Annotated in this window: 1 protein-coding gene; it reads right to left on the bottom strand. The window is 31.9% G+C overall.

From position 1 onward, the window contains the following. Positions 1-161: 161 nt before the first annotated feature. Positions 162-314 (bottom strand): integrase core domain-containing protein, encoded by a 153-nt coding sequence (locus tag M0051_RS19855; protein ID WP_373568325.1) that lies wholly within the window; start codon positions 312-314, stop codon positions 162-164. Positions 315-317: the final 3 nt, after the last annotated feature.

Raw genomic sequence — 317 nt, 5'->3', positions numbered from 1 at the left:
GACAGATTATTACTTAAATTTGGGGAATATTAGATTGATTATTCCCTAATAGGTACTGCAAATATATACTTAAATTCTAAACCGTAAATTTCCATTAGACAAATAATCTAAAGAGTAAAAACGGAAACAATATTTAAGCTTACTCCTTATTGTTCTTACACTCAGGATTCTTCCCTTTGAATCTTCTTCCATAAATTTTTCATTTTGCCTTTAAATTGATGCGCTTGAATTGGAGTCTTGTGTTCAATACTGGAATGAGGACGCTTATTGTTGTACAGGTTGACAGCTCTTTTAACAGCCTCATTGGCTTGCAAATA

Source organism: Marinifilum sp. D714, from assembly GCF_030851345.1.
Classification (GTDB): Bacteria; Bacteroidota; Bacteroidia; order Bacteroidales; family Marinifilaceae; genus Marinifilum.
The sequence above is the reverse complement of the archived record's forward strand: the minus strand, read 5'-3'. Positions and strand labels throughout refer to the sequence as shown.